We start from the raw sequence: 23,286 nt of genomic DNA, 5'->3' as shown, positions 1-23,286 counted from the left end.
CCCGCGGTACTCCAGGACAGACGATGGCGTTCTCACAGGGCTTCAACTTCGCTGCCAGGTCCCTCCAGGAGAAGTACGCCTGGGTGGTCGGGAAACCCGGCTCGACGGCGGTCGCCGACGCCGCACCCGCACTCCGCACCGCGGACGCCGAGCTGCGCTCCGCATCGGACGAGGCCCGGAAGCGCATGGCCGAGCTGGGCATCTCCTGGCAGGGCCCCGCCGCGGCCGTCGCTCAGCAGTCCCTCGACGGCATCACCACCTCGATGCTGTGCACCGCCCCCGTCACCGCGAACGGCGCGACCCAGCTGGACGCCTACGGGCAGTCGTTCGACCGCACCCAGGCCGCCATCGCCGCTCTGGACCCCACCCCGCCGGGCATCTTCACCAGCGGCGTCCGCACCCTCCACCTGCTGGCGAGCACGCCGTTGACCGGGCTGAGCGCCACCGTCGCCGACTACGTCACCTCGCTCGAACGCGACCAGCGGCACAGCGAGGAGGCCGACCGCGCCCTCCAGGAGCATCTCGACACGGCGTCCGCGATCGACGATCGCTTCCGCACCGTCGACCCGGCGTCGGCCTCGACGTCCACCGGTGCGGGAGGTCCGGCACCGGGCCCGGCCGGGGCCGGCGGTCCCGGCCCGGCCGGTGTCGGGGCCGGCGGCGGAGCCGCCCCTCTCGGCGGAAGCGGTCCGGGAGCCGGCGCCCCGGATCAGCCGGGCGGCGGGGCACGTCCCGGACCGGACGGCGTCGGTGCTCCCGGCGGGCCGGGGACCGACGGATCGGGATTCGTCGGATCGGGCCCCGGCACGCCGGACGTCGGGAGAACCGCGGGGCCCGGTGGTCCCGGGACCACCGGCGACGGCGTGGCCGACCGGGACCGGGGCACCGGGCTTCCCGGGCCGGTCGACGTCGTCGCACCCCAGCATCTCGACCCGCCGGCCACGCCCGCCCCGGACCCGTACCGGCCGGCGGCGCCCCCGGGCCCGTACCCGACGACGACACCGGGTCCCGACCCGCTCGCCACCCGCGTCGACCTCGGGCACCGGTTCGGCGAACGGACCCGGGCCCAGCCGCTCCTCCCGCCGTCGGCCCGTGGTCCCGGGTACGGCGACCGCCTCCCCGGCGGCACGGGATCCGGTGGCGGACGACCGTACGAGCCGTTCGGTCCCGGTGTCCGGACCGCCGAGGCGGCCTGGTCCGCCCGCCCCGGCGAGACCACCGGACGCGGCGGCGCCCCCGGCGGCTACGGCCCGATGGCCGGCGGCGCGGGCAGCCGCGACACCCGGGACCACCGCAACCGCTACGTCGTCCCCACCGATGAGGTGTTCGACATCGAGATCGCCGCGACCGACGCCGTCCTGGCCCCCGAGGAGCCCCACCGATGATCGACTGGAACCGCGCCACCGTCCTCACCGCCGCCGAGTTCGACGTCGCCCGGGACCTGCTCGACCTCGGTCGCAACCCCGCGGTCCTGGAGCTGCTCAGCCCGGGGTTCACCGACGTCGAGCGGGCCCGTGTCGTGCAGGGGTGTCTCGACACCCTCGCCGCGCGCGGCCTGTTCACCGGCACCGCGTTCGAGCAGCACCTGGTCGGCGACCTGCGCACGGTCGTCGCACCGGAGTTCCAGCACGACCTCGTGGTCGCACCGCCGTCGTGGCAGCGGGCGCTGGTCGCGCGGCGGGCCGGGCACGCGGTGCTGGCCACCCGGATCGGCGACGACGTCGCGCTGCTCCGCGTCCCGCCCGACGACGCGTCGGCCGTCCTGGTCGAGCTGCTCGGCGAGGTCGTGCCCGGCCCCGGGGCCGGGGTGCGGATCCCCGTCGCGGTGCTGGGCGAGGCCGCCGAGCGCGCCGACGGCGACGCCGACCGGCTCGTCCACGAGCTCCTGCGGCGGGGCTGCAGCGCGGCCGAGGCCGAGATGCTGCGGCGGATGGGGCAGGTCGAGGGCGTCGCCCAGCTCGGCGCCGGCCGGAAGGGACCCGACCCGTGCCGCGCGCCGGGGGTCCTGCTGGTGCACGCCACCGCGGACGGCTGCTACGTGCAGCGGCGCCCGACCCCGGACGTCGTCGGCGGCCCGCTCCCCGACGACGCCGTCGTGCACGCCGGCCCGGCCGACGCCGCGTACCTGGTCCGCGAGCTGGACCGGCTCGCCGACGAGGCGCAGCGCCGTCGCGCGCCGGTCGGGACGCACCGGGCCTGGTGAGAGGTGGCCGGAACTCGCTCACCGGGTGAGCGGATTCCGCAGGGGAGGTGTCCCTGCCGCACGCCGAGATGCAGCTCAGCGGGCCGTGGAGATCGACGATTCCCGCTGTGGTGCATCTCGGCGACGCCCCCGCGCACCGGGCCGGGCCCGACCGGCGCGCGCAGTGAAGCGACGAGCGGGGGCGCGGTCAGCGCAGGACGACGGTCCCCCGCGGCACCTGCCCCGCCGACGCCGGCGGCACGGTGTCGGGCACCTCCACCCGGACGGGCAGCGACCCGGGGACGACGCGGTCGTCGGCGTCGCGGTACTCGAGGTCGCCGTCGGGCCCCAGCTCGGTGACGTAGCCGTGTGTGGCGAGCTGGGCGTCGTCGAGCTCGGTCAACGGTTCGGCCCGCACCGCGGACACGGCGTACTCCGGCCAGTCGACGCCGGGGTAGGCGTCGTGCAGGTCGGCGAGCAGCCCGACGAAGACCTGCTGCCAGCGCAGCGGCATCGACTGGGCCAGTGACCGCGGCACGACGAGGTGGTCCGGGCAGGCACCGGGCGCCGCGGAGTCGAGATAGTCCGAGAGCGGGGAGCGCATGCCTCTCATGATGGCGCCTCGACCCCGCTCAGGCGGGGTTCGGCGTGGTCCCCGGCCGGGTGGCGAGCGGGACGAGATCGCCGAACTCCCACGACACCGGCTGCACGCGGACGGGGAAGTTGCGGTTCGGTGCCTCGACCATCCTGCCGTCGCCCAGGTACATCATCACGTGGTAGATCGTGGTCGGGTCCGAGGTGTCGTGGGCGTAGAAGAGGAAGTCGCCCGGCTGCATGTCCCGGACCGGCAGGTGGCCGCCGGAGTTGTACTGGTCGCGCGACACCCGCGGGATCGTGACGCCGGCCGCCCGGTACGACGCCTGCAGCAGGCTGGAGCAGTCCCAGGAGTCCGGTCCGGTCGCGCCCCACACGTAGGGCTTGCCGAGCTCGCCGAGCGCGAAGCCGATCGCGGCCCCGGCGACACCCGGGGGCAGCGCGCCGGTCGTGCCGGGGGCACAGCCCGTCGGGTTGGCGACATCGCCGATGTTCTCGACCAGCGACGCGGCCAGGCCCTCCCACTTGGCGTAGGCGTCGGGGAAGGCCGAGCGCTGCACGGTCTGCGCGGCCTTGGTGACCGGCATCGAGTCCCAGCCCGGCACCTCCATCAGCCGTTCGTAGAAGATCCGGCTGCTGTAGGCGGGGTCGGTGACCTGGGCGGGGGTGCCCCACCCCTGCGACGGCCGCTGCTGGAACAGCCCGAGCGAGTCCCGGTCCCCGTAGTCGATGTTGCGGAGCGTCGACTCCTGCATCGCGGTGGCCAGCGCGATCAGCCACGCCTTCGGCGGGAGCTGCATGTCCTTGGCGACCGAGATGATCGCGGCGGCGTTCTGCCTCTGCTCGTCGGACAGCGTCTCGAAGGTGGCTCCCCCGCCGCCACGGCCGACCGTCGCGGTCGAGATCCCGGTGTCGCACCAGGCCGCGTTCGACCGGCCGCCCCCGAGGTTGGGGCTGAACGCGAGGAAGCCGACGGTCAGGAACAGCACCAGCGCCATCCCGATCGCGAGGAACGGCAGCAGCAGCCGCAGCGGCCGCAGCGCACGCGTCAGCGGGGTGCTCATGCCCGGTCGTAGCGGGACACCTTCCAGCCCGCCTCGGTGTCGACGACCAGGATCCGCAGGGTCAGCGTGTCGGTCGGCACGGTGACCTCGATGCTCTTCGGCGCGACCCGGGTCGGGGTCGCGGGCCCGGTGACCCGGGAGGCGGGCACGTTCGACGGGTCGACGCCCGCGAGCACGCCGAGGAACTCGTCGGTCGTGTACGGCCGCAGCCCGGCGACCCACTGCTGGGAGGTCATCCCGTCGGGGTGGTTCACCCAGGCCGCCGCCCACACGCGCGCCGTCTCCAGCGCCTGCCGTGGGGCCTGCGACACCGGCAGTGCCTCGGGCGTCAGCTCGGGCACCGGCGGCAGCAGCGTCGGGGTGGGCGTCGCGGAGACGCCGGACGACCCGCTGTCCCACCGGTTGCCGCCGGAGCCGCCCCCGGCGATCAGGCCGCCGGACGCCGCCCCGCCGGAACCGCCGAGCGAGACCAGTCCGAACACGAGCCCGCCCAGGACCACCACCGTCACGGCGAGCCGGGCGGGGGAGCGCAGCGGCCACTGCCACACCGCGCGGTAGGCGCCGGCGCGGCCGCGGGAGGACCTAATCGGCACGGTCGCCGCCGGTGCGGGCCGCCCGCGGGCGGTAGATCTTGTAGACGGGCACGCCGTCGACGAGCTCCGGGGTCACCGGGGTCGGATCGCCGGGGCGGCGGGGCCCCGCGTCGTCGCGGCGGTAGATGGAGCGGTCGTCGACCTCGCCGGGGTCGACCCGCGTACCGAACCCGGTGTCGGGCCGCCCGGTCGCCCCGACCGGCAGCGCCCCGCGGCGCGGCTCGGCGATCCGGGCCGCCTGGGGCGAGGACACGTCCGGTGCCGCGCGACGACGGACCCGGGCCCCCGGCCCGGCCGCGGTCTCGGCCTCCGGTCGCGCCGCACCCGGGTCGCCGGACCCGCCGGGGCCGCCGCGCTCGGACCACCAGCGGGACTGGCGCTCGTCGGCGTCGTTCGGGCCGCGCATCCGGTTCCACACCCGCGACACCGGGCCGCCGTTGATGCCGGGGACGATCCCGCCGAACTGCTCACGAGTCAGTGTCACCATCGACACCAGCCGCCGGAACGGCCGCGCGACCGCCCACAGCACGAGCGTGACCACGCCGGTGACCAGCAGCGCGAGCCACAGGTCGACCCCGGACCCGGGGGCGAACAGCGACACGACCAGCAGCGCGTGCAGCCCGGCCAGCGCCCCGACGACGAGCGTGTTCACGATCGCGGCGCCGCCGATGCGCAGGATCGCCGGGATGACGTCCGGTTTCAGCAGCGCGACGACGGCGATCGCCGGCGCCGTCACCACCATCAGCCGGATGACCAGCAGTGCGACCAGCACCAGGACCTTGGACAGCAGCTGGAACAGCGCGATGCACGCGGCCTGGATCAGCGCGAGCGTCCCGGCCCCGATCCGGCTGCCGGAGGCCCCGGTGAAGTACGGGTAGCGGTCCCCCATGCGGTCGGCGAGCGCGGCGTACTCGCCCTTCTTGCGCTCCGCCGTCTCGGACGTGTCCTGGCCCTGGTCGATCTCGTCGATGGTGAACGCCTGCGCCCGCAGCAGGTCCCGGCCCAGCTCCTGGGCCTGCGGGACGTCCGGCGCGCCGAACGTGCCGCGCAGCCAGTTCTGGTAGGCGACCTGGTCGACGAGCACCGTCGGGAGCGTGTCGCGGGTGCCCAGCCCGACCTGGCCGAGGAAGCCCTCCTGCATCTGCGTGACGCCGTCGAGCAGCAGGTTGTCCGCGGCACGGGACCAGTCGACCGGTGCGAGGTAGGCGGCGGATCCGAGCATCAGCGCGAGTACGGCGATGCCGGTGCGCTGGGCCTGGCGCGCGAGCTCCCCGCGCATCGCCAGCAGCAGCACGATGATCGCGAACCCGAGCAGGCCGAGGCCCACCCAGGTGGTGAACACGGTCTCGTACATCGCCCGGGTCGCGGTGGTGATGACCTGGTCGAGCGGCGCGAACAGCGACCCGCCGTCGGCGATGAGGTAGTGCGCCCAGTTCACCCCGCCGACGGTCAGCTTCGCCAGGTTGAAGACCTGGTTGCCCAGCCATGTGTCGGTGGTGACCGACGGGTTCAGCACGCCCGACGTGGCGCAGCCCAGGTCGTAGTTGTGCCAGACGAGACCGGCGTAGCCGACCTCCTCGTAGACGCTGCCGGCCTCCCCGTGCAGCGCCGAGGGCCGGTCCAGCGAGCCGACCAGCCCGGTGCCGGGGCGGTCCGGTTCCGGCGGGGACTTGCAGTCCAGCGCCTGCGCCATGGCCGGCGAGCCGAGCAGCAGCGTGCCGCCGGCGATCGCGGTGACCACCAGGACCGCCGTCCGCCGACGACGGCGGCGGGTCACCCCGGGCGTCTGCGGCGTGCGGCGGCGGGTCTTCCGCACCGACACGACGACGGCCGCGAGCAGCACGCCCAGGACGACCCAGACGCCTGCGCCGCCGGACGGGTCGAGGCCCGCCGTCACCGTCCGTCCCCGTCGGGGGGAGCGGCCGCGGGGTGGCCGTTCGTGGCCGCCGTCCCGTTCGACGGGCCGGTGCCGTTCGCGGGGGCGGTGCCGTCCGTGGAGGCGGTGCCGTCCGCGGGGGCGGTGCCGTCCGCGGGGGCGGGCTCGTCGACCACCCAGTCGTCGTCGAGCTCGTCGAGCAGGTCGAGCTGCTCGTCGTCGTAGAGCTCCGCGCGGCCGACGGCGGCGTCGGTCGCGGCGACCGACACGACCTGCACCCCACCGGCACGGATCCCGCCGGCCAGGACCGGGTCGTCGTCGCCGGGGCCGATCCGGGTGTCGGTACGCAGGTCGATCTCGTCGCCGTCGAGGTCGGGCAGCACCACGGGGGCCGGGGCGCGCCGGGCGGGCAGCGGGCTCGGCTCGTCGGGTGCGCTCATCTCGGGATGCCCGGGTGCGGTGATCGCCGGGCCACCCGGCGGGCGCGGGGCGACGACGCGGGCGGCGTCGGGGTTGGTGTCGAGCGCCTCGCGGACGTGCTCCAGGTGCGGCGCCTCCAGGTCGATGCGGACCTTCTCCACCCCGCCGTGGCCGTCGGCGAAGACGAACTGGCGGGGCGCGTCGTCGGGCCGGTCGTCGTGGCGGGGGCGCGGGGACAGGGTCCCGAGCATCTCCTCGTAGCCGACGTCGGTGGGCACGCGCAGCAGCCGCAGCGCCTCGGACTGAGCCTCCTCGTCGTCGGTCCGGCCGACGAACACGGCGTTGACCAGCGACGCGAAGCCCGAGACCCGCAGCAGGTCACCGGCCAGCTGGGAGGCGAACAGGGCGCGGACGTTGAACTTGCGGGAGTCGCGGGCGAGGCGGTCGATGAGCACCTTGCCGGTCGGCACCTGGGACAGGAAGTGCGTCTCGTCGAGCGCGACGCCCTTGCGCAGGTTGCGGTCGGCGTCGTAGATCGTGCGCTGGGTCAGCCAGGACGCCAGGTTCAGCAGCTCGACGCCGAGCGACTCGTTGTCGGTCCACTCCTCGCGCGGGCTGCCCGGGCGCGGCAGCGACAGTCCCTGCATCGTCAGCACGGTGAGCCGGTAGTCGCGGTCGGCCTGCCAGGGGTCGGCGCGGGTCTCGTCGGGGAACAGCAGCGCGGCCTGCGGCAGCTCGCGCCGCTCGTCGAGGAAGTCCGCGACGACGCCGGCGTGGTCCTCGCCCTCACCGGCGTGCCGGCGCAGCGCGTCGATGACCATGCCGGGGTGCCGGTCGGGCGAGCCGCCGACCTCGCGGACCGCGCGGAGCAGCACGATCCGGGTGTGCGGCTGGCGGGCGATCTCGTAGGGCAGCAGCCCGGACAGCACGTCGAGCACCAGCCGACGGCGGGTGGCCGCGGCCAGCGAGCGCTCCCGCTTCCAGGCGCGCTCGGGGTCCTCGTCGTCGAGGAAGTGGTCCGGCCGCGGCTCGGCGACCACCCGGTACGGGTTGAGGATGCCGGGGTCGGCGCGGAGCAGGTTGATGTGCCGGGAGAACGGCGCCAGCTCCGGCAGCCGGGTCAGCTCGGCCAGCGGGCCGGACGGGTCGAGCACCGTCCAGCGGGCCCCGGCGCGCAGCGTCTTGTAGACGACCAGCCCGGTGAGGAACGACTTGCCCGAGCCCAGGCCGCCGACGATCGCGGTGAGGCCGGAGGCGCGTCGGACCTCCTGGGCCAGCCACGGGTCCCAGGCGACCGGGCGGCGGGTCGCGGTGCAGGTCTCGCCGAGCATGATCCCGCGGCGGTCGCCGACACTGGCCGTCGCGGCCGGGACCGCGGCGGCCGCCCAGGTGACCGACCCGCGTCGCCGGTAGGCCGTCGCGGCCAGCGGCTCGCCGGGGATGAACTCGCGAGCGTAGCGGTACTGCGCCTCGGGGTGCTCGATCTGCACCTTGGGCCGGTACAGGTCGACGACCTGCTGGGCGCGGGTGGTGGCCTCGGCCTCGTCACGGCCCGACACGGCGATCCGCCACCAGCCGTAGAGACGGGTGTTGAGCTGGGTGAGCCCGGTGGTGAGCTCGTCCTCGACCTCCAGGACCCGGTCGGCCTGCCGCGCGAGCGACATGGGCGGGTCGAGGTCGTGGTCGTGGGTGTAGTGCCGGATCTGGCTGCGCACCTTGCCCATCTGGCGCTGCAGCTCGCCGGTGACGTCCTCCGGGCGGCGCACGTAGATCCGCGCGGACCACTCCACCGGGAACGGCAGCCGGTCGGAGTGCTGCATCCACGGGTCGTCGATCTCGGGGATCCGCAGCCCCTCCATCAGCCCGACGCTCAGCACCGCGACGTTGCGGGTGACGGTCTGGCTGCGCATCCGCCCGACGACCTGCACCGTCGGCGCGTACGGCTCCTGGTGCAGGTCGACGCCCTCGGTGAACGCGGCGAGGTCCTCCGGCTCCCAGGTCGACACCCCGCGCGGCACCGAGGACAGCCCGCGCGGGGCGGGCAGCCCGAGGGCGACCGAGCGGTGCATCAGCCAGGCCATGTCCTCCGCGCTCGCGGGGACGGCGTCGAGACCGGACCCGGCGACGAGCACGTCCAGGTGGTTGATCTCGGTCTCCAGCGCGGCGAGCTCGGCCTTGACCGCGGACGGCACGAGGCGGTCCAGGACGGGCGCGGCGCGCTCCACCCAGCGGTCGATCAGCCCGCGGCCGGAGACCTCGATGCCGAGGAAGACCTCCTTGTCGGCCATCGACAGCCCCATCAGGTGGCGCTGCTCGCCCTCCAGGAACCCGTCCCAGCCCAGGGCGCCGGGCACGTCGGGCATGCGGCCGATCGCGTTCTGATCGAACGACTCCGCCCACATGTGCACCGGGTAGGGCCGGGTGGTGACGCGCAGGTGCAGCCAGCGCCCCTGCAGCTCGCCGAGCTGCGCGGCGATCTGGCGGATCAGGACCTCGCGCTGGTTGTCGCTGCGGAAGCTCCACGCCTGCGCCGCGAGCCGGTACCAGGCCATGACCTGCCCGTTGGTACGCGTGATGTGCCCGTCGATCGAGCGCAGCGCGATCGACGGGGTGTAGTCCGAACCGCCCTCGCCGGCACGGGCCCGGCCGCGCCGGGCCTTCGGCCGGGGGGTCCGCTCAGGTGCGGCCACGGTGGCCACTCCGGCGCCACGGGTCGGGACGGGGGGTGCGCGCGGGCACGCTCGCGCCGCGACCGCTGCCACCGCCGCGGGCCCGGCGGAAACGGCTCCGGCGCGGTGCGCTGCCCGGCTCCGGCAGGGGCGGGACCACGCGCGCGGGTGCGGCGACCGGCGCCTCGAGCCCCGGGACCACCGTGGCGGTGGTGGCGGGCGTGTCCACGGCGGCGTCCACGGTGACCGGCGGCCGCGTCCGCGCGGCGTCGATCCGGGTGGGCTGCGCGGTGGACAGCGCGGGGGTCCGGCCACCGGCCGACGGGACACCGGGGTGGGCACGGGTGGTGTGGACGCGGACGTGCCCCGCGCGGACCGAGCCGCCCGCGGCCTTCCGACCGGCCCGCGGCCCGGTCACCTCGGCCCAGAACTGGCCGAGGACCTGACCCAGCGGCCGCTCGTAGTCGATCTTCTTACCGAGCAGGCGGGTGATCGCGACGGTGCCGACGAGCGCCCAGGCCACGGAGAAGAAGTCCAGGCCGATACCGAGCCGGCGCTGGACGAACATGATCAGCATCATGACGAGGAGTCCGACGCCGTAGCTGACGTAGCGGGCGCGCCAGGGAAAGGTTGCCCGTGGCGGCCCGAGCCAGACGGCGTCGACGCGGTAGACCTCGTCGTCCGTGCGAACGAGCACGGATCAGCCCGGGGTCACGAGCAGGTTGGCCAGCGCCTGTCCGATGGCCGGACCGCTGCCGGTCACGGCGATGCCCAGTGCGATCAGACCCACCAGCAGTCCGATGCTGCGCCGGGCCACGCCGGCGTTGTCACCACGACCACCGATCCACAGCAGGATGACGGCGATCGCGAGCAGGATCAGCGGCACGATGTTGTTCGTGATCCAGTCGCGGAGGTTGACCGTGGTCAGCTGTCCGCCCTGGGCGAGTACCAGCTGGATCGCCTCGTACGAGGTCTTCACAGCTCCTCCTTGCGGCAGTCCGCTTGTCCCGGTCGCTCCCGCAGGCGAGTAGACCACGAGACCCGTACGGGATCCTAGGGGCTGAGCCACCCGGCCCACGGGTGCGCCACGCTGCGCGATCGGGTCGACACGGTCGGACCAGCGCCGATCGGGCGTGACTCGTGTCTCCCCGCAGGACCGCCCCCGGTCCGAGATGTCATGGTCGTCCTTGGCTACTGTTCGGTAACAAGCACGACCCGACCATGACGGGGTCGGGCGACCCCAGGCCGGGCGCACTACCCTTCGCCCGACCGTCGTCGCACCCCACCACACCAGTGCGGCGACGAGGTCCGAGGAGGCACTGCGATGGAGAGGCCCGCCCGGTCCCGGCGGCACGGTAATCCGTGCGCCCCCGACCGCGCCCTCGCCGACGCGCGCCACCGGACCGGTTCATCGTTTCCCGTCCCGATCCGTCACGGCAGCACCACGCTCCGGCAGGGACCGCTGGGTGTTCAACAGGGAGGTTCCTCCAGATGACCTGGGTGCAGTACACGCTCGGCATCGTCACCGTGCTGTCGGCGATCGTCGCCGTGGCCCTCGTCGCGATGACCGTGACCCGGATGGTGAAGATCATCCGGCTCGGTGAGTCCGACCCGACGCGCACCGGCCCGTTCGGGCCGCGGTTCGCGACGATGCTCAAGGAGACCCTGGGTCACACCAGGATGCTCAAGTGGACCAAGGTGGGCATCGTCCACTGGCTGGTCATGGTCGGCTTCGGCGGCCTGTTCCTGGCGCTGATCGAGGCCTTCGTCGAGGTCTGGAACCCGACCTTCCACCTGCCGCTGATCGGGCAGTGGTCGGTGTACTCGCTGTTCGTCGAGATCCTCGGCGTCGGCACGGTCGTCGGCATCGCCGCGCTGATCGTCATCCGCCAGGCGAACAACCCGAACCGGCAGGGCCGGATGTCGCGGTTCTACGGCTCGAACATGGGCCGCGCCTACTTCGTCGAGGCGATCGTGTTCCTCGAGGGCCTGGGCATCCTGGTGGTGCGCGGCGCGAAGATCTCCCTGGGCGCGTTCGACGTGCCGGTCTGGTCCGCCCCGGTCTCCTACGCGCTGTCCGCGGTCCTGCCCGCCTCGACCACGCTGGTCACCGTCTTCGCCGCGGTGAAGGTGCTGTCCGCGACGGTCTGGCTGATCGTCATCGCGCTCACCCCGACGATGGGTGTGGCCTGGCACCGGTTCACCGCGTTCCCGAACATCTACTTCAAGCGCAACGACGACGGCTACAAGGCCCTCGGCGCGACCCGGCCGATGATGTCGAACGGCAAGCCGCTGGACCTGGAGGAGGCCGACCCCGACACCGACACCTTCGGCGTCGGCAAGGTCGAGGACTTCACCTGGAAGGGCCTGCTCGACTTCACCACCTGCACCGAGTGCGGGCGCTGCCAGTCGCAGTGCCCGGCCTGGAACACCGAGAAGCCGCTGTCGCCGAAGCTGCTGGTCAACGCCCTGCGCGACCACGCCTACGAGAAGGCCCCCTACCTGCTCGCCGGCGGCAGCCGCGACATGGCGGGCGACGAGGTCGGCATCACCGGCGAGGGCGCCGAGGAGCGGCTCAAGGCCATCCCGGTCGACGCCCTGGAGGCCGCGGGCCGGCCGCTGGTCGGCGGTGAGGACGTCCTCGGAGTCATCGACCCCGACATCCTGTGGTCCTGCACCACCTGCGGCGCGTGCGTCGAGCAGTGCCCGGTCGACATCGAGCACGTCGACCACATCATCGACATGCGCCGCTACCAGGTCCTCATCGAGACCGAGTTCCCCACCGAGCTCAACTCGCTGTTCAAGAACCTGGAGAACAAGGGCAACCCCTGGGGCCAGAACGCCAAGGACCGCCTCGAGTGGACCAAGGGCCTCGACTTCGAGGTCCCGGTCGTCGAGAGCGAGCTGGACGCCGAGACCGAGTACCTGTTCTGGATCGGCTGCGCCGGCGCGTTCGACGACGGCCAGAAGAAGACCGTCCGGGCCACCGCGGAGCTGCTGCACCGCGCCGGGGTGAACTTCGCCGTTCTCGGCTCGGGGGAGACCTGCACCGGTGACCCCGCGCGCCGCTCGGGCAACGAGTTCGTGTTCCAGATGCTCGCCCAGCAGAACGTCGAGACCCTCAACACCGTGTTCGAGGGCCGCGAGGCCGGCACCCGCAAGATCGTCACGACCTGCCCGCACTGCCTCAACACCCTGGGCCGGGAGTACCCCCAGCTCGACGGGCACTACGAGGTCGTGCACCACACCCAGCTGCTCAACAAGCTGGTGCGGGACAAGAAGCTGGTCCCGGTGTCGGCCCCGGCGGGCGAGGAGACCGGCCCGGTCACCTACCACGACCCCTGCTACCTCGGGCGGCACAACGAGGTCTACGAGGAGCCCCGCGCGCTGATCAACGCGACCGGAGCGGCCGGAACGACCACGCTCACCGAGATGCCGCGGCACGGCGACCGGTCGATGTGCTGCGGTGCCGGTGGCGCCCGGATGTGGATGGAGGAGCGCATCGGCAAGCGCATCAACTTCACCCGCGCCGAGGAGGCCGCCGAGACCCTCACCGAGGCCGGTGGCGGCTCGGAGCCGTCCGGCACGCTGGCGGTCGGCTGCCCGTTCTGCCGCACGATGATGACCGACGGCGTGAACCAGACCGCCGGTGAGGCCGTGCAGGTCCAGGACGTCTCGCAGATGCTGCTCACCGCGGTGAAGCGGGGCGACGCCCCTGCCGACACCGCGCCGGAGCCGCAGCCCGAGACCGAGGGCCAGAGCGCGCCGACCACCGACGCCCCGGGGACCGCCACCCCGGCCGCCGAGGTGGCCGACGAGGCCGCGAAGCAGGACCCGACCCCGGCCGGCTCGGACGGCGCGTCGAGCACCGGCACCCCGGCGTCGTCGGGGAACGGCACGGCGAACGGGTCGAGCAACGGGTCGTCGCCGGAGGAGGCGACACCGGAGCGCTCGAACGAGAACTGACCCACCACCGACGACGGCCGGGTACCCCGCAGGGGGTGCCCGGCCGTCGTCGTGTGCGGGTCAGCAGGGAGTGAAGGAGCTGACCTGGAACGTCGTCGCGGTGGTGCGGGTGAGGACGACGCGGCCGAGCTGCGGTGCGGCCGCGCCCCACGCCGAGCCGCAGGCGTCGACGGCGGTGGTGGAGCCGACCGCCACCTCCGGGTCCGGACGCCGGTCCGGGACGGTGACCTGTGCCCCCGCGGGCATCCGCCCGTGCAGGACGGCGACGGCGTCCTCGCAGCCCGCCGCACCCGTCGCGGCGCGGAGCTGGTCGAGCGCGGCGGGTTGGACGAGCCGGCAGACGCGGGCCGGGTTCGACGAGGCGACCCCGGTGTCCAGCGAGACGAGCGCGAGCTGCGGGCGGGCGACGCCGAGGTCGGTGCGGAACTGCGCGCCGGCCTGCGCGTCGACGCGGGCCTGGTCCTGCCGGATCTCGGCCGAGCGGAACGAGTAGCCGACCCCGGACACCGCCAGGAGCACCACGCCGGCGGCGAGCACCGTCCAGCGCGGCAGCAGCAGCGCTCCGGCGACGATCACCCCCACCGACAGGGCCAGCGCCCACGCCCACGGGTTCTCCCGGGTGCCGTTCACCAGGGCCGCGACGAGCACGACCCCGGCGACGTGCGGTGCCCACCCCTGAAGCAGCCGGTCCAGCCGCAGCAGGGCCAGCAGGACCAGGGTGCCGAACCCGAGGCCGACCGGGACCCACCAGCGGCCCGGGTCGTCGAGGAAGGGCAGGAGCAGGATCGCGGCACCCGCGAGACCGAGCGCGGTGGCACCGCGGACGGTGCGGGGGCGCAGGCGGCGCCACGGGGCCCAGGGGTCCCGTTCCGCCGTCCCGCGGTCCGCCTGTGGCGGGTCCGCGGGGTCGGGTGCGGGCCGGCGGGTGAGGGCGCGTGAGCCGGGGTCGGGTTCCGGGGGGGCCACGGGGGACACGACGAGCTCGGTACCGGGGTCCGGCGGGGTGGCGGGCTCGGAACGGCCCGCGCCCTCACCGGCCGCGGTCTCGCCGGCGGCGCCGGGCGCGGGTGTGCCGGGGGTGGGGACGCCACGCCCGGTCGGGTCGGGAGCGGCGTCGTCGTACCGGGGTGGGGTGGCGCGGCGGACGCCGCGGTCGGGGCGGCCACTCCGACGGCGGCCGGTGGCCCACGGGTCCGGGGAGCTGCGGTCGGCGTCCATCACCGCCCAGCGTAGCGACGCCGTCACCCCCGACGGCGACGACGAGCTCAGGCCCGCCGGGTGTCGGTGCGGTGGAAGTTGCGGAACGCGCGCGACGGCGTCGGGCCCCGCTGCCCCTGGTAGCGCGACCCGACGCCCTCGGTGCCGTAGGGCCGTTCGGCCGGACTGGACAGCCGGAAGAGGCACAGCTGCCCGATCTTCATCCCCGGCCACAGCGTGATCGGCAGGTTCGCCACGTTGGACAGCTCGAGGGTGATGTGGCCGGTGAAGCCCGGATCGATGAACCCGGCGGTGGAGTGGGTCAGCAGACCCAGACGGCCGAGCGAGCTCTTGCCCTCCAGGCGTCCGGCCAGGTCGTCGGGCAGCCCGACCCGCTCGAACGTGGAGCCCAGCACGAACTCGCCGGGGTGCAGCACGAACGACTCGCCGTCCGGTGTCTCCACCGGGGTCGTCAGCTCGTCCTGCTGCTGGGCGGGGTCGATGTGGGTGTAGCGCGAGTTCTGGAAGACGCGGAAGTACCGGTCCAGCCGGACGTCGACACTGGACGGCTGGAGCATCTCGACGTCCCACGGGTCGAGCACGAGCCGGCCGGACTCGATGTCCTTGCGCAGGTCACCGTCGGAGAGCAGCACGCCGACACCCTATCCAGGGCCCCCGGTCACGCCTCGGAGGACTCCTCGGAGTCCGACTCCACCTCACCGGGGCTGTGCCGGCCGCCGCCGACGAGGTCGTCGGGCAGCTGCGGCGAGCGGGTCAGCCCGAACATCCAGGCGACGGCCTGCTCTGCGCGGGCGGCCTCGAACCCGTCCGACGCGGCGGCGCGGCGCCCGTGGTCGCCGTCGAGCACCTGCGCCACGGCGGCGGCCGCGTCGTGCGCGGCGATGCTGCGGATCGAGTCGCCGGGCTGCGGCACGTTCGGCCCGTCGACCAGGACCGCGAGGGTACCGAGACCCGGTGCGTCGACCACGAGCTCGTGGTCGTCGCTCACCAGGACGGTCGCCGCGGTGAGCACGGCCAGCTGGTCGGGCAGCGCCGGCTCGGCCACGACCGTCACCCGCGGGTGGGTCCCGAGCGACTGCGCCGCCTCCCCCGCGGCGAGCGCGCCGAACAGCACGATCTCGATCCGCGGGTACCGCTCCAGCAGGTCCGCGATCCCACGCAGGACCGGCGACGACGAGGCCCTCGCCAGGTCGACGACGATCAGCCTGCGGTGCTGGTCGTGCATCCGCTCCAGCGCGTCGACACAGCCCTGGTGCCGGGGGCCGGGCAGCGAGTTGATCGTGTCGCCGATCGTCAGCACGTTCGGGCCGAGCGGGCTGCCCAGCGCGGAGCCGCTGGTGGTGAGGAACAGCGACGCGAGCTGGCCGATGACCCGCCGGTGCGCCTCCTGCGGGAACGGGCACAACAGGTCGTCGGTACCCATGCCGGCCTGCATGTGCACGATCGGGATCCGCCGCCAGAACGCGACCGTCGCCGCGACCTCGGCCGCCAGCCCACCACCGTGCACCAGCACCGCGGACGGGTCCTGGTCGACGAGCAGCTGGTCGAGCCGGGTGAACAGCGCCGCGGCGACGTCGGCCATGCCGGGCCCGGTCTCCAGCGGCAGCAGGATCGTGATGTCGGTGGGGACACCGAGTGCCTCGAACGCCTCGTGGACGGACATCGGGTCCGGCCCGGTGGCGACGGTGATCCCACGGATGCGGTCCGCCGCCGCGACGGCCCCGGCGACCGGGGCGAGCCGGGCGACCTCGGGACGGCTGCCGGCGATGAGCAGGACGTCGTGCTCGTGGTCCGGGGGGAACCCGGACACGTCGCCCGACGTCGGGTCGAACACCGTCATCGCAGTCGCCTTCCGGCCGAGGTCTGACCGACGGTGACGAGTGTGCGCGGACCGGGCGGCCGGGTCGAGACACGCGCGCCCGGTGGTCGGATCGTGCGACGACCGGGCAGGGGAGGTCCGTGACAGGTACGCGGATCGTGGTGCTAGGGTGATCTCACGCCATGCGGATGTAGTTCAATGGTAGAACATCAGCTTCCCAAGCTGAATACGCGGGTTCGATTCCCGTCATCCGCTCAGAACACGAAGGCCCAGGTCAGCGGCAGGTTTCCCGCCGAGCCTGGGCCTTCGTCGTCTCCGGGGAACAGTCTCTCGTGCCATTCCGTGCGACGACGGTCCGTGACCGGTGGCGTGTGGCAGTCGCCGTGCGGCCTCATGATCACCGTTTGTGGAGCGCGGGGGCCGTGGAGTGCACTCCGGACTCCACAACCGGTGATCATGGAGTCAGAGCGCGGGCGGTACGTCCCGGCGGGCGACCCACCAGGTCGCGACCCCGGCCCCGGTGAGCAACGGGACGAGCACCAACACAGCGGGGCCGGCGAACACCGCGACCACGCCCAGCGCGATCGCCGCGGTCCCCGCGCCGAGGCCGCTGGCCACGGCCAGCGCCGTCGCCCGCTCGCCGATCGGCTCCCCGGCCACCCAGGACAGCGTGCGGGCCACCCCGGCGACGACCACCGCCAGCACGATCCCCACGACCACCGCGGCAGGTGGCAGCGCAGCACCCGCCGCGAGCACGACCGGGATCGCGAGCGCGGTGAGGACGGCGGACAGCAGGGCGCGCAGGGACCGCCGCAGCGGCGGTACGGGGGGTGTCACGTCTCCCCATTGTGCAGGGTCTGACCTGCGGTTTCGATGTAACCTGCGCGACCCTCAGTAGAGCCGGGCCGCGTAGCCGGCACCGTAGTACTCCTCGATCTTCTCCAGTGGCTCGTCGGGACGGGCGAGCCGCTTGGCGAGCTGCGCGGTGGAGGGCAGCGCGTCCGGCTCGGGCCAGCTCGTCGTCACCCACAGCTCGGAGCGCAGGAACGCCTTGGGACAGTGGAAGTAGATCTGGTCGATCGCGACCTCGCAGGCGAGCAGCGGCCGGCGGCCCTTCACAGCGAGCTCGTCGAAGTACGGCGCGTCCCGGACGAGCCGGGCCCGGCCGTTGATGCGCAGCGTGTCGTTGCGGCCCGGCACCAGGAGGATCACGCCGACGTGCGGATTCTCCAGGACGTTGCGCCAGCCGTCGACGCGGCCGTTGCCGGGACGCTCGGGAATCGCGACCGTGCGGTTGTCGACGACGTGCACGAAACCGGCCGGGTCACCCTTCGGCGAGACGTCGCAGGTGCCGTCGCGGCCCGACGTCGCCAGCAGCAGGAACCGGGACGCCGCCAGCCAGGCGCGGTGCACGTCCACGAGGTGGTCGCGTTCCTTCGCCAGCGCGGGCGCGATGGGCTGCCCGGTGATCCCCTGCAGCTCGGCGAGGGTACGGATCTCGGTGCCGTGCGCGTCGGAGGTCATGGGTCGACGGTAGGCGCGGACGCGGGCGGGGCCGAGTGGATTCCGGTCACGGACGTCCGACGACGGGCAGCGCCCACGCCCGCCACGGCAACAGGACAGGCCCGTCCGGCAGCGGCGTCCGCTGACGCGGCGCGTACGGCGCGTTCACCGGTGCACCGTCGATCCCTGGGGGCCGTCGCTCCAGGAGATCTTCTTGGCGAAGCAGTCGTCGGAGCCGAAGCCCTGGGCGTCGCACCAGGCGTTCGCGCCGGCCGCGGTGGTGAAGGGCTGGGCGACGACCACGACCCAGTAGTCGCTGTTGCGGAAGACCGGCCAGTCGCCGGACCAGACCAGCGCGGCGCCCGGGTACTGCGCGGCGAGGCCGCGGTAGTGGTCGAGGATGCCCTGCTCGTCGTAGGTGATGCCGCCGTCGCTGGTGCCGGCGCGCTTGGAGGACAGCTGCGGGACCCAGTAGCCGGCCGTCGCGGCGACGCGCGGGCTGTCGGCGGCGGCCTGCTCGGTGAGCGACGTCGTCGGCGACGGGCTGTAGCCCGGCACGTAGGTGGTCGGCGGGATCACGACCGGTGCCGCGGCCGGGGCGACCACCACCGGCACCGGGGCGGCCGCCGGGGTCACGGTGGGCGCGGTGCCGGGGAGCAGGTCGGGGCGCAGGACGAGCAGCGCCGCCCCCGCCAGCAGCAGCGTCACCAGCACCAGCGAGGCGACGACCCACGGCGTCCGCGACGGGGCGGGCGCCGCCGGACCCCACCCGGCCGGGGCGCCCCAGCCCGGCGCGTAGCCGGTCGACTGCGGGCCGGCCCAGGCCGACGGGGCCGACGCCGGCGCGGCGGGGCGGTACCGGTCGGCGGGGCGGTACTGCGCCGCCGACGGGTGCTGCCCGGCGGTCCGTCCCTGTGGCGCCCGGGCCCCGGCGCCGACCGGCACCGCCCCGGTCCGCGGCCGGGGGACGAGCGCCTGCACCCGCGGCCGTCCGCACCCCACGCAGAAGTGCAGCGAGCCCAGCAGCTCCGCCCCGCACCGGCACCGCTCCACCATGACGACCCTCCCCGACGACGGCGGCCGGATCCGTCCGACCGTGTTGCCTGCTCATCGCACGCGACACCCTGTCGTTATCAATGATCTTGGTCCGAACGGCGCACTTCATCTCTTGTGATGACGGAGCGAAACGGAGCAGCCCACCGGCCCGACAGGAGGGCGTCGTGGGCGCACCGGGGGCCCGCCGTCGCGGGGACGTGGGGGACATGGCCGCGTGCCGTTCTCCCGCGCACAGCTGGAGGACGGGCCCGTCAGCATCACCTACTAACCCAGGACGGGCGTCATCCCCGGCTCCCGCCCGGTGGCGGCGAGTGCGAGGGCGGTGTCGTCCCCCCACCCCGCGACGACGTCGGGACCGGCCAGCCGGGTCACCGTCTCCCGCACCACCGCGAGCCCCGACGCGGGCGGGGCCGGCGCGTCCGGCAACGCGACGGTCATGTCCAGGTGGTGCACCACGACCTCGACGACCCAGGTGCCGACGAAGTCCCCGACGTCGAGGACGTGCCCCTGGAACTCCAGCCGGTACGGCCCGTCCAGGTCCGCGACGAGCCGGCGCAGGCCGCGCAGCGTCATCGCGACGTGGACGATCTGCCCGGTCGGGCGGGCGTAGGCCGCGGCGACGGCGCGGGCGAAGCGCTCGTGCGCCCAGCCCGGCAGCTCGGGCCCGGGAAACGCGGTCCAGTAGGTCGCGAGGTCGGCGTCGGCGGGCCGGTCGGTGCGGGCGGGGAACCCGGCGAGCATCTCGACCAGGCCCAGGTGCAGGTGCGCGAGGACGTCCGCGGCGAGCCAGCCGTGACAGCGGCTGCGGGCGTGCAGGTCGGTGTCGTCGACGTGGTCGAGCAACGCGGACAGCCCGTCGAGCGCGGCGAGGAACGCCGGGCGCGCCACGTCGAGCGGATAGGCCGTCACAGCAGGTCCGCACCGGACCGCGACGCCGGCTGCTCCCCGGCCGCGGCCATCTCCTCGGCCACCCGCATCAGCTCGGTGTTGACCGGGGTCGCGATCCGGTGCGCCGCGCCCAGGGCCACGATCTCGCCGTTGAGGTAGCGGGCCTCGATGGAGCCGGTCCCGCGCTGCAGGCTCTGCCACGACGACGAGCCCCGTCGCGTCGCCCCTGCGACCGGCCGCTCGGTGATGGTGCCCTCCCGGCGGACGCGGTCGTCGTCGCCGGTCCGGGCGGTGATCCCGGCCGCGTCCAGGACGGCGCGGCCCTCCGCGGTCACGGCCTCGACGAGGCGGGGCGCGTCGGGGTCGTCGAGCCCGCAGACCGCGTCGACGGCGTTGGCCAGGTTAGTGAGCAGCTTGCCGTACTTCGCGGCCATCACGTCCGGGTCGGCGTGGGAGGAGAACCCGGCCGCGGTGAGGTCGGCGACGATCGCCTCCGTGGTGGCGTCGACACCGGAGGGGAACCGGCCGACGTCGAGCACGCCGGGGACCGGCGACGACGACGCGACGACCACCCCCGGCTCGTAGTGCTCGGCGGGCAGGATCACCAGCATCGCCTGCACCCGGTCCGTGCGGCGGGCGGCGAGCCGCTCGTTGGCGACGCCGTTCTGCGCGCACACCACGGTGATGCCGGGGGCCGCCTCGAGCAGCGCGGCCAGTGGCGGCGGGGTGTCCTGCGACTTCACGGCGAGGATCGCGACATCGTCGGGGGTGGGCCGGGCCTCGCCGACCGTGCCCACGGCCTCCACCGGATGGGTGGTCGACCCGTCCGGGGTGTCGAGGCGCAGCCCGCGCTCGCGGATCGCGTCGAGGTGCGCGCCCCGGGCGACGACCACGACCTCCCGCCCGGCCGCGTGGAGTCGCGCCGCGATCGTCCCGCCGACGGCCCCTGCCCCGATCACCACATAGCGCACGACGACGATGGTGGCTCAGCCGTCACGCCGGCGCACGACCGACGGCGGGGCCTTCCGCCGCCACGCCTCCTCGACGAGCTCAGCGAGCTGCCCCGCGTCGACCCGGTCGAGGTCGACGAGGATCGAGCCGTGGCCGTCGTAGTGCGGGGTCGTGAAGTACGCCGGGTCGCCCGACGCGAGCAGCGCCTCCTTCTCCTCGAGCGAGCACATCAGCACCAGCCCGCCCTCGGCCTCGGTGCGCAGCCGGGCGAAGCCCGTGCCACGGACCTTCAACGACGGCGTCCGGTACCAGGTCGACTCCTCGACCTCCGGCAGCCCGGACCCGATCCGCACCACGTCGTCCCAGCTCGGCATGGGGCCATGGTGCCCGCGGCGGGCGCTGCCCGTCGTGGAGGAATCAGACCAGGTGGGCCGCGAGGAACCGGTCGACGGCGGCGCGGCCGTCGGCGACGTGCGGCTCGACCTTCCACTGCTCGACCAGCTCCGCGCCCGGCGCGAGCCCGGCGAGACGGCGCGACACGGGCTCCGGGTGGAAGTCGTCGATCCCCATCAGCACCAGCCACGGCGTCGCGATGTGGGCGAGCGCCTCGTCGGGGACGGAGTACAGCATCCCGCCGCCGCCCCACATGTTCGTGCGGAACGCGGCCCAGTCGTCGTCGGGGACCCCGGGGTGGTCGGCCTCGATCCCGGCGCGCCACTCGTCGAACTTCCCCTCGAACAGGTGCTGGTTGTCGGCGCGGCCGATGGGCTGCAGCGCGACCGCGGCCCGGACGCGTTGCGGCGCGGTGACCAGCAGGTTCGCGATGAAGGCACCCCCGATGCACATACCGAGCACCGCGCACTCGTCGACGCCGAGGTGGTCGAGCAGGGCGAGCTGGTCGGCGGTGTAGGTGTCCCAGCCGTCGCTGCCGTGGACCTCGGCGACCGAGGACCCGGCGTTGCGCTGGTCCATCGCGATGACGCGGTACCGCTGCGCGAGGTGGGTGACCGGGTCCCAGGGGGCGTTGCCCCAGGCCGCGATCGTCGAGTTCATGCCGCCCGGCGCCAGCAGCAGGACCGGGAACCCCGTGCCGTGCTCCTCGTAGTGCAGGGTCACACCGGGGCGCTCGAAGGAGGGCATGGCCCGAAACTAGGCCACTCGCGGGGGAGTCCGCTTCTCCGGACGGCGCCGCGCCAGGATCGAGGTGCCGTACACGACGAGTGCCAGCCCGAGCAGCAGCAGCCACCACAGACCGGGGCGGACGGTGTCGTCGAGCAGGGTGATGCCGACCAGACCGGGCACGACAACCTGGGTGACCATGTACAGCGCGGTGACCGTGGAGACGTCGCCGAGCTGCAGCGCGCGGGCGTAGTTGTACAGGCCGGTCAGGGCCATCCCGACCAGGATGTACACGAGCGGCTCGCGCAGCAGGCTCCCCAGGTCCACACCGTCGGAGACGTGCATCGCGCGGATGCAGACCGAGCCGCCGCCCAGCCCGAGCCCGGCGAGCACCGCCGACGGCCACGGCTTGGTCGAGTTCGCGATCGCCAGCGTCACCCCCATGATCGCGACGAGCGCCGCGATCAGGACGGCGACGGTCGTGCCGTGGCCGGTCAGGGCCTGCTTGCGCTCGGTCCCCGCGCTGCCGGCGACGAACGCGAGCCCGAGCATGCTGGCGCCGATGGCGAGCCGGTGCACCGGCCGCAGCCACTCGCCGCGGAAGTAGCGGGCGTACAGGGCGGTCATCGCGATGGCCCCGGCGAGCGTCGCCTGCACCGCGAAGATGGGGATGAACTGCAGCGCGACGACCATGCAGAGCCAGGTGACGATGTCCATCGCGATCCCGCCGAGGAACCGGGGGCGGGCCAGGACGGCGCTGGTGCGCCCGCCCTGGTCGGCCGCGTCGGCCTGGAGGATGGCGGCGACGGTGCTGCAGAGCATCGCGAACACCGCGAAGAGCATGCCGATCAGCACAGGCGGGCCCGGGTCAGGGCACGGGCGGCATGCGGGGTGATCGACACCGGCCGATTGTGACGTACCGCTATCGGGTGCCGGCCGGGCGGGCGTCCGACGGAGCGGGCCGCTGCTCGGGCAGCGCCGCAGGCATCTCGAAGAAGCCGCTCATCAGCCCGCTGCCGGGCTGCTCGTCACGTGTACCGGCGGCGGCCTGCCAGGGGGACGTGCCGCCCTGGGTCGCACGGCGCTGCGCCAGCAGGGCCCGCGGGCGCTCGGTGAGGGCAAGGATGCCGACCGTGAGGGCCACCCCCACCAGCAGCGGCCCTCCGACCACCAGGATGGGCCAGCCCACCACGACATATGCGAGCACCAATGCACCCGCCGCCATGCCGATGACCGCCCCCGCCAACCGCGTCACCACGCGCCCCTCTCACACCGTGCCCGAACCGGGACGACCAGTGTTTTACCACGTCGGAGGGGGTGGACAGGGGCGACGCGACGCGGTGGTGGTCACACCTTCGGGCACGGCCG

Annotated in this window: 22 protein-coding genes and 1 tRNA gene; 4 read left to right on the top strand and 19 right to left on the bottom strand. The window is 74.2% G+C overall.

What is annotated here, in order from left to right; translation table 11 throughout:
• The first annotated feature begins 23 nt into the window (after positions 1-23).
• Both DMP15_RS03320 and DMP15_RS03315 read left to right on the top strand, forming a co-directional pair.
• On the top strand, positions 24-1,385 hold the full coding sequence (locus DMP15_RS03320; RefSeq protein WP_337825435.1) for a WXG100 family type VII secretion target: 1,362 nt from the start codon (positions 24-26) through the stop codon (positions 1,383-1,385).
• Positions 1,382-2,203 (top strand): ESX secretion-associated protein EspG, encoded by an 822-nt coding sequence (locus DMP15_RS03315; RefSeq protein WP_337825434.1) that lies wholly within the window; start codon positions 1,382-1,384, stop codon positions 2,201-2,203. Before DMP15_RS03320 ends, DMP15_RS03315 begins: the two co-directional genes overlap by 4 nt.
• A gap of 187 nt (positions 2,204-2,390) precedes the next feature.
• Here the strand turns inward: DMP15_RS03315 and DMP15_RS03310 are convergent, their stop codons facing one another.
• From DMP15_RS03310 to DMP15_RS03280, 7 genes are read right to left on the bottom strand one after another with little or no spacing between them, the layout of a single operon-like run.
• Entirely contained in the window at positions 2,391-2,786 is a 396-nt protein-coding gene (locus DMP15_RS03310) for a hypothetical protein (protein WP_237454045.1), read from the bottom strand.
• 28 nt (positions 2,787-2,814) lie between these two features.
• A complete protein-coding gene (locus tag DMP15_RS03305; RefSeq protein ID WP_073576062.1) occupies positions 2,815-3,840 on the bottom strand; it encodes a C40 family peptidase in 1,026 nt (341 codons plus the stop codon).
• A complete protein-coding gene (locus tag DMP15_RS03300) occupies positions 3,837-4,433 on the bottom strand; it encodes a hypothetical protein (protein WP_062398831.1) in 597 nt (198 codons plus the stop codon). The genes DMP15_RS03305 and DMP15_RS03300 overlap by 4 nt, the downstream gene beginning before the upstream one ends.
• A complete protein-coding gene (locus DMP15_RS03295) occupies positions 4,423-6,330 on the bottom strand; it encodes a hypothetical protein (RefSeq protein ID WP_073576063.1) in 1,908 nt (635 codons plus the stop codon). The genes DMP15_RS03300 and DMP15_RS03295 overlap by 11 nt, the downstream gene beginning before the upstream one ends.
• Positions 6,327-9,419 carry an ATP-binding protein gene (locus DMP15_RS03290; RefSeq protein WP_337825433.1) on the bottom strand — a complete coding sequence of 1,031 codons (3,093 nt, stop codon included), beginning with the start codon at positions 9,417-9,419 and terminating at the stop codon, positions 6,327-6,329. The genes DMP15_RS03295 and DMP15_RS03290 overlap by 4 nt, the downstream gene beginning before the upstream one ends.
• A complete protein-coding gene (locus DMP15_RS03285) occupies positions 9,406-10,095 on the bottom strand; it encodes a hypothetical protein (RefSeq protein ID WP_337825432.1) in 690 nt (229 codons plus the stop codon). The genes DMP15_RS03290 and DMP15_RS03285 overlap by 14 nt, the downstream gene beginning before the upstream one ends.
• 3 nt (positions 10,096-10,098) lie before the next feature.
• Positions 10,099-10,377, bottom strand: a complete 279-nt coding sequence (locus tag DMP15_RS03280; RefSeq protein ID WP_020622502.1) for a hypothetical protein — start codon at positions 10,375-10,377, stop codon at positions 10,099-10,101.
• A 512-nt stretch (positions 10,378-10,889) separates the two neighbouring features.
• Between DMP15_RS03280 and DMP15_RS03275 the strand changes: the two genes are divergently transcribed.
• Positions 10,890-13,364: a heterodisulfide reductase-related iron-sulfur binding cluster gene (locus DMP15_RS03275; protein ID WP_179761527.1), complete on the top strand. Its 2,475-nt coding sequence runs from the start codon at positions 10,890-10,892 to the stop codon at positions 13,362-13,364.
• Between the two features lie 60 nt (positions 13,365-13,424).
• Here DMP15_RS03275 and DMP15_RS03270 read toward each other — a convergent pair whose 3' ends face one another.
• Genes DMP15_RS03270 through DMP15_RS03260 form a run of 3 tightly spaced genes read right to left on the bottom strand, consistent with a single transcriptional unit; the run spans position 13,425 to position 16,422 of the window.
• Positions 13,425-14,582 carry a hypothetical protein gene (locus DMP15_RS03270; protein ID WP_337825431.1) on the bottom strand — a complete coding sequence of 386 codons (1,158 nt, stop codon included), beginning with the start codon at positions 14,580-14,582 and terminating at the stop codon, positions 13,425-13,427.
• 47 nt (positions 14,583-14,629) lie between these two features.
• Positions 14,630-15,214, bottom strand: a complete 585-nt coding sequence (dcd, locus tag DMP15_RS03265; protein ID WP_062398841.1) for a dCTP deaminase — start codon at positions 15,212-15,214, stop codon at positions 14,630-14,632.
• A gap of 26 nt (positions 15,215-15,240) precedes the next feature.
• On the bottom strand, positions 15,241-16,422 hold the full coding sequence (locus DMP15_RS03260; RefSeq protein ID WP_073576067.1) for a UDP-N-acetylglucosamine 2-epimerase: 1,182 nt from the start codon (positions 16,420-16,422) through the stop codon (positions 15,241-15,243).
• A 163-nt stretch (positions 16,423-16,585) separates the two neighbouring features.
• On the opposite strand from DMP15_RS03260, the gene DMP15_RS03255 reads away from it, so the two are divergent.
• Positions 16,586-16,656 (top strand) — tRNA-Gly (locus tag DMP15_RS03255).
• Between the two features lie 207 nt (positions 16,657-16,863).
• On the opposite strand, the gene DMP15_RS03250 is transcribed toward DMP15_RS03255, so the two are convergent.
• From DMP15_RS03250 to DMP15_RS03210, 9 genes are all read right to left on the bottom strand, one after another.
• On the bottom strand, positions 16,864-17,238 hold the full coding sequence (locus tag DMP15_RS03250) for a hypothetical protein (protein ID WP_073576068.1): 375 nt from the start codon (positions 17,236-17,238) through the stop codon (positions 16,864-16,866).
• Between the two features lie 54 nt (positions 17,239-17,292).
• Positions 17,293-17,925, bottom strand: a complete 633-nt coding sequence (locus DMP15_RS03245) for a pyridoxamine 5'-phosphate oxidase family protein (RefSeq protein WP_100880745.1) — start codon at positions 17,923-17,925, stop codon at positions 17,293-17,295.
• Between the two features lie 144 nt (positions 17,926-18,069).
• The gene (locus DMP15_RS03240) at positions 18,070-18,960 is read right to left on the bottom strand and encodes a hypothetical protein (RefSeq protein WP_337825430.1); all 891 of its coding nucleotides are present in this window, start codon (positions 18,958-18,960) and stop codon (positions 18,070-18,072) included.
• A gap of 264 nt (positions 18,961-19,224) precedes the next feature.
• Positions 19,225-19,869, bottom strand: coding sequence for a maleylpyruvate isomerase N-terminal domain-containing protein (locus DMP15_RS03235; protein WP_073576072.1), 645 nt, complete (start codon positions 19,867-19,869; stop codon positions 19,225-19,227).
• Positions 19,866-20,819 (bottom strand): ketopantoate reductase family protein, encoded by a 954-nt coding sequence (locus DMP15_RS03230; RefSeq protein ID WP_073576073.1) that lies wholly within the window; start codon positions 20,817-20,819, stop codon positions 19,866-19,868. The genes DMP15_RS03235 and DMP15_RS03230 overlap by 4 nt, the downstream gene beginning before the upstream one ends.
• Positions 20,820-20,834: 15 nt before the next feature.
• Positions 20,835-21,173 carry an MmcQ/YjbR family DNA-binding protein gene (locus DMP15_RS03225; RefSeq protein ID WP_073576074.1) on the bottom strand — a complete coding sequence of 113 codons (339 nt, stop codon included), beginning with the start codon at positions 21,171-21,173 and terminating at the stop codon, positions 20,835-20,837.
• A 43-nt stretch (positions 21,174-21,216) separates the two neighbouring features.
• Positions 21,217-21,939, bottom strand: a complete 723-nt coding sequence (locus tag DMP15_RS03220; RefSeq protein ID WP_337825429.1) for an alpha/beta fold hydrolase — start codon at positions 21,937-21,939, stop codon at positions 21,217-21,219.
• Between the two features lie 9 nt (positions 21,940-21,948).
• Positions 21,949-22,761 carry a DMT family transporter gene (locus tag DMP15_RS03215; RefSeq protein ID WP_139282843.1) on the bottom strand — a complete coding sequence of 271 codons (813 nt, stop codon included), beginning with the start codon at positions 22,759-22,761 and terminating at the stop codon, positions 21,949-21,951.
• 79 nt (positions 22,762-22,840) lie between these two features.
• Complete coding sequence (locus DMP15_RS03210; protein WP_139282844.1) at positions 22,841-23,173, bottom strand: hypothetical protein; 333 nt, start codon at positions 23,171-23,173, stop codon at positions 22,841-22,843.
• Positions 23,174-23,286 lie beyond the last annotated feature (113 nt).

The organism is Pseudonocardia sp. UM4_GMWB1 (assembly GCF_017312155.1).
GTDB lineage: Bacteria > Actinomycetota > Actinomycetes > Mycobacteriales > Pseudonocardiaceae > Pseudonocardia > Pseudonocardia alni.
The sequence above is the reverse complement of the archived record's forward strand: the minus strand, read 5'-3'. Positions and strand labels throughout refer to the sequence as shown.